This window comes from Edwardsiella piscicida (genome assembly GCF_001896205.1).
Taxonomy (GTDB): domain Bacteria; phylum Pseudomonadota; class Gammaproteobacteria; order Enterobacterales; family Enterobacteriaceae; genus Edwardsiella; species Edwardsiella piscicida.
This window is the reverse complement of sequence record NZ_MPNU01000001.1, coordinates 2,810,716-2,817,441: the sequence shown is the minus strand read 5'-3', so window position 1 is coordinate 2,817,441 and position 6,726 is coordinate 2,810,716. Positions and strand designations below refer to the sequence as shown.

At 49.9% G+C, this 6,726-nt stretch carries 11 protein-coding genes and 1 pseudogene; 9 read left to right on the top strand and 3 right to left on the bottom strand.

Annotated features, from left to right (window positions below):
• Window positions 1-802, bottom strand: an 802-nt coding sequence (rdgC, locus tag BRD58_RS12940) for a recombination-associated protein RdgC (RefSeq protein ID WP_073383934.1), incomplete at its 3' end; no start/stop codon positions are given.
• Window positions 803-1,342: 540 nt separating this feature from the next.
• Here rdgC and BRD58_RS17975 point away from each other — a divergent pair.
• The gene (locus BRD58_RS17975) at window positions 1,343-1,597 is read left to right on the top strand and encodes a hypothetical protein (protein WP_139263901.1); all 255 of its coding nucleotides are present in this window, start codon (window positions 1,343-1,345) and stop codon (window positions 1,595-1,597) included.
• Window positions 1,598-1,599: 2 nt separating this feature from the next.
• Here the strand turns inward: BRD58_RS17975 and BRD58_RS12935 are convergent, their stop codons facing one another.
• Window positions 1,600-1,902, bottom strand: coding sequence for a hypothetical protein (locus tag BRD58_RS12935; protein ID WP_034166019.1), 303 nt, complete (start codon window positions 1,900-1,902; stop codon window positions 1,600-1,602).
• A 320-nt stretch (window positions 1,903-2,222) separates the two neighbouring features.
• Window positions 2,223-2,873 (bottom strand): LexA family protein, encoded by a 651-nt coding sequence (locus BRD58_RS12930; RefSeq protein WP_049703850.1) that lies wholly within the window; start codon window positions 2,871-2,873, stop codon window positions 2,223-2,225.
• 79 nt (window positions 2,874-2,952) lie between these two features.
• Here BRD58_RS12930 and BRD58_RS12925 point away from each other — a divergent pair, with 79 nt between their 5' ends.
• The 8 genes and pseudogenes from BRD58_RS12925 to BRD58_RS18270 all read left to right on the top strand — a co-directional run.
• Window positions 2,953-3,138: a Cro/CI family transcriptional regulator gene (locus BRD58_RS12925; RefSeq protein ID WP_034166018.1), complete on the top strand. Its 186-nt coding sequence runs from the start codon at window positions 2,953-2,955 to the stop codon at window positions 3,136-3,138.
• A gap of 93 nt (window positions 3,139-3,231) precedes the next feature.
• Window positions 3,232-3,771, top strand: a complete 540-nt coding sequence (locus BRD58_RS12920) for a YmfL family putative regulatory protein (RefSeq protein ID WP_034166017.1) — start codon at window positions 3,232-3,234, stop codon at window positions 3,769-3,771.
• A gap of 155 nt (window positions 3,772-3,926) precedes the next feature.
• Window positions 3,927-4,145, top strand: coding sequence for a DUF4222 domain-containing protein (locus BRD58_RS12915; protein WP_309379564.1), 219 nt, complete (start codon window positions 3,927-3,929; stop codon window positions 4,143-4,145).
• Window positions 4,145-5,302 carry a replication protein O gene (locus BRD58_RS12910; protein ID WP_073383309.1) on the top strand — a complete coding sequence of 386 codons (1,158 nt, stop codon included), beginning with the start codon at window positions 4,145-4,147 and terminating at the stop codon, window positions 5,300-5,302. The genes BRD58_RS12915 and BRD58_RS12910 overlap by 1 nt, the downstream gene beginning before the upstream one ends.
• Window positions 5,299-5,541: a GNAT family acetyltransferase gene (locus tag BRD58_RS12905; protein WP_073383304.1), complete on the top strand. Its 243-nt coding sequence runs from the start codon at window positions 5,299-5,301 to the stop codon at window positions 5,539-5,541. The genes BRD58_RS12910 and BRD58_RS12905 overlap by 4 nt, the downstream gene beginning before the upstream one ends.
• Window positions 5,538-6,065, top strand: coding sequence for a phage N-6-adenine-methyltransferase (locus BRD58_RS12900; protein WP_073383300.1), 528 nt, complete (start codon window positions 5,538-5,540; stop codon window positions 6,063-6,065). Before BRD58_RS12905 ends, BRD58_RS12900 begins: the two co-directional genes overlap by 4 nt.
• Window positions 6,062-6,457: a RusA family crossover junction endodeoxyribonuclease gene (locus BRD58_RS12895; protein WP_073383296.1), complete on the top strand. Its 396-nt coding sequence runs from the start codon at window positions 6,062-6,064 to the stop codon at window positions 6,455-6,457. Before BRD58_RS12900 ends, BRD58_RS12895 begins: the two co-directional genes overlap by 4 nt.
• Before the next feature lie 155 nt (window positions 6,458-6,612).
• Window positions 6,613-6,726, top strand: a pseudogene (locus BRD58_RS18270) (KilA-N domain-containing protein); the annotation flags it as partial.

Here is a 6,726-nt window from a genome sequence, read left to right as displayed (position 1 = left end):
CTTCATAGGCTGGATCTGACAGGAGGTTAATCTGCTTAAAGTGAAATTTATTAGTGAGTACGAATGCGATATCGCCATTGAATACCAGGCGAAGTTTTTCGACGGTGAAGCATACAGATAATTTACTCAGTATCTCATCGGAGATTGAGAACAACTCAGTTTCTGAATATGTAATCACCTCTTTCTGCTCATCCATGCGTCCGAGTTGTACCATATTTCCGACAGTGAATCCGTCAAACGGCTGCATGTTATTTTGCAGATAATTTTTCAGGCGAGTAGTCAGGCCATGCTTAGGGTCGCTGACGTTGATGGTCTCGGTTTTAACGGAACCAGTGACCATTACGAGCATGTGCATGCACATGTTGGCCACATTAGCGCTTGGCGTATCCACAAACAGAAGATGGTTTTCCTCGCTGTAGTAGCAGTTGATGAAGACTGACTTTACAAAAGCTGTTTTACACATTTCAGCTATCACCATGGAGCGAATATCAGCCTTTTCGCTGCGTTTAATCCTCTCCCCAAACAGGTTCTTTCTCTGCAGCTCAGCAATTCGCTCATCCACTTTGTTTTTGATGGCCTTAGCTGGGATCAATTTTTCATCGCTACGGATGGTAAAAGAGAATCCACCGGTAATCGGCGTGATCAGTTCGCCGGTAATCTCGTTAATAACGAACCCAGTGCTGCCGAACGCGGTTTCCGATACGTCAGTGAACAGCCGCTCTTGCATGTGAGCCAGCAGGTTCTCGGTGTTCGGCAGGGTTGCCTTATAGACAATGGCGTTTTTGATTTGAGCAAGTTTCATCGTTATCTCCACACATTTTTAGGTACGAGTGTCCCCGGCGCTGATTACGGATAATCAACACGATTGGCATATAAGGGATTCACACAGAGAAGAGCTCTAGCCGGATAGACTGAATAACTCACTTCACATTAAGTTAATGGTTAGCCAGAACCCTTCTCTGTGTGTGCCACGTATCGTGTGGCTACGGTGATCGCCTGTGTTGGAAGTCACATCGATCACTGCTGGTGTTATGACGGCACCGCCAGCTGGCCGTTGGTTTCCCGTAGTACAGCAGGATGAGCACTCAGCCAACGCCCCTGGAGGCCAAATACTCATGCTGCTGTAAAAAGGGCGGCGACCCGAGAAGCGCCCTGGTGTTGATGCTGCAGGGGCCGCCAACTGATACAAGGCAATTTTTACCGGATATCCGCGCTCGGTTTCCCTACGGTGCCGCCGGTTCGGCGCTATCTCCACACATAAATTAGAGCCTGGTCGTTTTACCACCTCAGGCGGCAGTGGTATCTTGGGTGTTCCTACACAACCAAGATATGAGGTTAAGCAATGTCTAGCAGTTACAGCGTTAATGAACGAATTGAGATAATCGATCAAAATTTAAGAAAAATGTTTGTAGCCCAGCATATTATGGCCCGTGTCATTAATGCGCTGGTTGTTGGTACTGGAAATTGTGATCAAATTATTGAAATAATCAATAATACAACTATGTCTGCACGTGATGGTTCATTTACAGATGAAGATGTGGAATATGCAAAGCAATTTATGCTGGAATCTATTTCTCATGTTCATCTAGAACCATAGCATTATGATGCTATCGTTACATCATTGAGCTCAATGTTGTTTTGAGCGATATTTAAAGGCCCATTTTCATTATGGGTCTTTTTTTTCTCTGTAACATCCGCCCGAAGAACAAAGATATCCACTGCTGCATTTTTAGTAAGCTCGGTAATTCTCACTTCAATGCACTCCAATTTTTGCAGTAGTTCTCTCTTTTTATAAAGAGCACACGCAAGGCTGTTAGCAGCACTAACCTTTTCTTCCATCCACTTAAGCAGGTCGTCATTTGACATGTTGCCAGCTATCACTTGTGGTTCTTGCTGTTCCATAACTCCTCCTCATCTTCACATCGCTGTAGGTAGCACTACTTGTCATCCACATAGACACTCACAAATGCCTATGTGGATGGCTATCAGACTGGTCACACCCATGCTTCCACATGCGTTTTACCCCTCGCACTCGTCACATCTGCTGATATCAGCCTGTGAGTCTAAGCGGTCATCGAGTTGTAGTGTTCCGTCCCGATGAGTAAACTTTAAGACAACTTAAAATGCACGTCAAGGCATTCGTAAAGAAAACTTAAATATTTTTGTGTGATTGGTTTTGCGGGGTGGGGTTTTATGTTGATGGCGCCCCGCGGGGCGCAGTGTTATGGGAGGTTGGTAATCTTGGCATCAACGACAACGCCGATGATCTGGCAGTTCCCGTTGATCTCTATCATTGGGTATTGCGGGTTTAGCGGCTTGAGGAATCTCCGCCCTGAATCGATGACCAGTTTTTTGAACGTTGCTTCATTGTCATTAACTAGTTTTGCCACTACTAATTTTCCGTTATCCGGGGCTGCTTCTGGATCAACGAGAATCGCCATACCCTCTGGGATGCTCAATCCCACAGGAGATGTCATTGAATCCCCCTTAACATCTAGCCAGAACGATGATGCGTGGCATTCCTCTGTAGTTCCATACCACCTGTCTACAGCCATTATTGGATATGCCTCTATTGCCTCACTCCATTGCCCAGCACTTACCCAGCTGATCACTGGGTACATCCCTTTCTGCGTTCTCTCCTTTCTGAATTCAATGTTGTGATCTACATCGCCACCATTAACCAGGTATTCGGCGCTGCACTGTAAGGCCTCAGCCAAGTTCAGGAGGGCATCTCCCCGTGGGGATGTCTCATCACGCTCCCATTGAGAGATGGCAACGTTAGAGACACCAACCACCTTACTTAAAGACACCTGACTTAGCTTCAGCTCTTTCCTCCGCTTATGGATGCGGGACCCCATGGTTTCGCTTTTCATAGTTAAGACATCTTAAATCTTGTTGACTTAAGAATCCTTTATATCGATAATTAAAGAATACTTAAATATGGAGGTAAACATGCTCAAGAAAGCAGTTATTGAGCACTTCGGTAGCCAGCATGCAGTAGCGAAGGCTTTGCAGGTCAGTGACTCTGCTGTCTCTCAGTGGAAAGGGGTGATTCCTGAGCGTGCTGCGCTTCTCGTTCACCAAATCACCAAGGGAAAACTGAAGTACTCAAAGGATTTTTATAAAAAAATCGCCTAAGCACCACCGCTCTTTAACGGACAGATATAGAACGTGATGATTTCAGTTTAGTTGCAATCGATAGAACAGCATACCCACCAAGGGGAAGAAGAGATGGTAGACATCAAGACAACGATCAAAGAGATGTGCAAGGCATTTCCTGGTGGCCAAAAGGCGATGGCCACACAGCTTGGCATGACCTATGACGCGTTCCGCAACCGCCTGGATCAGAAGTGCGCTAGCCGGTTCTTCACGTTGGCGGAGATAGAGCTGATGGAGGATTTGTCGGGGACGAAACTGTTTGCAGAGTACAGTTCGGCTCGCGTTGGGAATGCCACCTTTGAGGTTCCAGCACCAGAGCAGATCGACAACGTAGAGCTGTATGACTATGCACAGCGCAATGCTATAGCCAGTGGTGAGTTAGCGAAAGCACAACGAGAAGCGGCTTCTGATGGCGTTATCTGCGCTGATGAGTTTGCTGATTTGGCGTCGTTATTTATGGCTTCGGTGGGATGCTTTGCGATGCACTTCTACGCCCATTCGGTTCTGTATGGGGCGCCAGTCAATAATTCGTGGTTGTTTTCAATGGAAGGGGTGACGCACAGGGAATGCCGTCCCTGTGCGTCGGTTGCGCATAACTCTGTGTGGAGATAAACGCATGAACATTTTAAACCCAAAACGTCCATCAACGCAATTTCGGTGCCGGATTGTTGGTGGCCGCCTGAGCTATGAGCAAATCGTAGCGGCGTCTAATCGGTCAGGCAACAACCAACCTCGCCGGGGCTTGGTAGTCGGTCGTGCAGCGGTTGATGCGGCATGGGGCGAGTTTTACGGGAACGGGAGGGCGCATGGTTAAGTTTCCGAGGGTTGGCCATCTGTATATGGGCGCTCATGGCCATATCGTGCGTGTAGTTTCGACATGCACAGAAAGGCAGTTGGTCACCTATCAGCTAACAGATCCCGCCTATAAGTGGACGATTGATACCGCGCTATCCATTTTTAAAAGCCGTTTTCGGAGGGTTGGCTGATGAGCCTGTTATTAACACGCCGGCCAATTGTGGTTAATCCTGAGCTAGCTGAGGCGATAGGCCTGAATGAGGCAATCGTGTTGCAGCAGTTGCATTACTGGCTGAAAGAAACCACGTCAGGCGTCGATTTCGGTGGCCAGCGCTGGATTTACAACACTCCAGAAGAGTGGGCCAAGCAGTTCCCTTTCTGGTCTGATTCGACGATCAGGCGGGCATTTTCATCACTGAAAAAAATGGGAGTTATTCGGATTGAGTCGCTGAACAAGAAGAAGCGTGATATGACTAGTCACTACACAATTAATTATGAAAATCAGTTAATTAAGGCGAAAAAGGTTGGTGATTCTTGTGAGGGTTCCCCATTAGGTCAAAATGACAAAATGGATAATGTCAAAATGACCAAATCCATTAGGTCAAATTGCCATAATGCATCTGGTCAAAATGACACTGTGCATCAGGTCAACATGGGCGGATCCATTGGGTCAAGTTGGCCTAATGATCCTACAGAGAATACAACAGAGAATACAACAGAGAATACAACAGAGATTACTACAGAGAATAAAAACCTCTCGTCGCGGAATTCTGGCGAATCCCCCGACGTGTCGAAAAGTGATTTTCTGGCTAAGCACCCCGAAGCAGTGGTCTACACGCCATCCGGTAAGTCCTGGGGGACTCAGGAAGACCTCGACTGCGCGGGCTGGATATTCCAACGTATCCAGGTAATCAACCCCACCGCACGCCAACCCAACTGGACGGAATGGGCCAACGAAGTCCGCCTGATGCGCCAGCTTGACGGCCGTAGCCATCGGGATATCTGCGAACTTTTCAAGGTCGTGAATCGGGATAGCTTCTGGTGCCAGAACGTGCTCTCACCGCGCAAGCTGCGTGAAAAATGGGATGAGCTGACCGTCAAGCTGCTGAATAAACCCACCGGTAATAACCACGCCTCGGGCGATACCACGCTGCGTGATGCTGCGTTCCGCCGGTTTATCGGATCCGGTATCCCACTGCGTGAGCCGTCAGCGCTGGAGCAGGCAGCCCGCAAGGCGGCCAGCATGGCAAACGTCGGCAAGATGTCACCGGAGTGGGCGCAGAAGCGCTGGAACAGTATCTGGACCGAAGTTGAGCAGCGCCAGGGCGCAGCAGGGGAGGCAGCATGAGCATAAAAAAATCGGCTATGGCCACAGCACACTGCGAGCGTGCGGAGGCGTTGGCATCGCGTGGGTTTTACCGTAGGGCGATCACTGAGCTGACCGCGGCGGCCATGTGCGCCAGTGCGTCACAGATCGGCGGGGTTGTGGAGCGTCGTAACGAGCTATCGCGCCATGTGCGTTGTGTTCAGCGTGTCAGCGGTGATCCGCGTATGGACTATGACAACTGCGTAGGGGGCGTGCTGTGAGCATTAAATCCAATACCCCGGCAGAGGCCAAGGACTGTTGGCAGACCCCGCTATGGTTATTCGATGCGTTAGATCTCGAGTTCGGCTTCTGGCTGGATGCAGCGGCGTCAGAGAGCAACGCCCTATGCGTTAAATATCTGACCGAGGCAGACAACGCCCTGGGGTGTGAGTGGGATAGCGCTGGAGCTGTCTGGTGTAACCCGCCGTACAGCAAGATCGGGCCTTGGGTCGCTAAAGCGGCAGAGCAGAGCGCGCGGCAGATCCAGACGGTAGTGATGCTAGTCCCGGAGGATATGAGCGTGGGCTGGTTCAGTGAGGCGCTGAAAACGGTCGATGAGGTGAGGGTGATCACCGGTGGCCGTGTCAACTTTGTCCACGCTGTGACGGGAGCGGAGCAGAAGGGGAATAGCAAGGGGTCAATGCTCCTGATTTGGCGTCCGTTCACCACGCCACTGCATCGTATCACTACGGTCTCGAAATCGATGCTGGAGGCTATAGGCCGTCCAGTAAGGAGTGCGGCGTGAGGCTGTACCTCCCATTCCCACCTAGCGTTAACACTTACTGGCGCGCCCCCTCGCGGGGGCCGCTTGCTGGCCGTCACCTAGTGAGCGCCAGAGGGCGTGCATTCCACATCGAATGCCGCGCCCGTGTACTGGAGCAGTTGCGCCGCTATCCGGTTCCGATGGCTGGCGATCTGTCTGTGCATGTCGTCCTGTACCCGCCAACTCGCGCCAGCCGTGATCTGGATAACTTCTTCAAGGCGCCACTGGACTCTATGACGAAGATCGGTATCTGGCATGACGATAGTCAGATTAAGCGCCTGACGGCGGAGTTCGGCGAGGTGGTGAAAGGCGGCTGTGTAGAGATCACGGTACAGCAAATCTTATCGTTACCTAAGAAGCTTTCGAGCAAATAGTGTGCCAATTATGCCAATCATGATTTTTCATTTTATTTGTAATGCCTTATATAACAAAAAGATTTTCATGCGGGCTGTTTTAATATCCAGTAGAATAGATAGACCACATAGCCATGCCGGGGTATGTGGGGACAACCAACTGTGTGGAGGTAGTGATGAATCAATTGATCTCGATTGATGGTATCTGCGTTCGTCAGGATGTTGATGGGCGTTTCTGCTTAAACGACTTGCACCGGGCCGCCGGTGGTGAAAAGCGTCACCAGCCAACG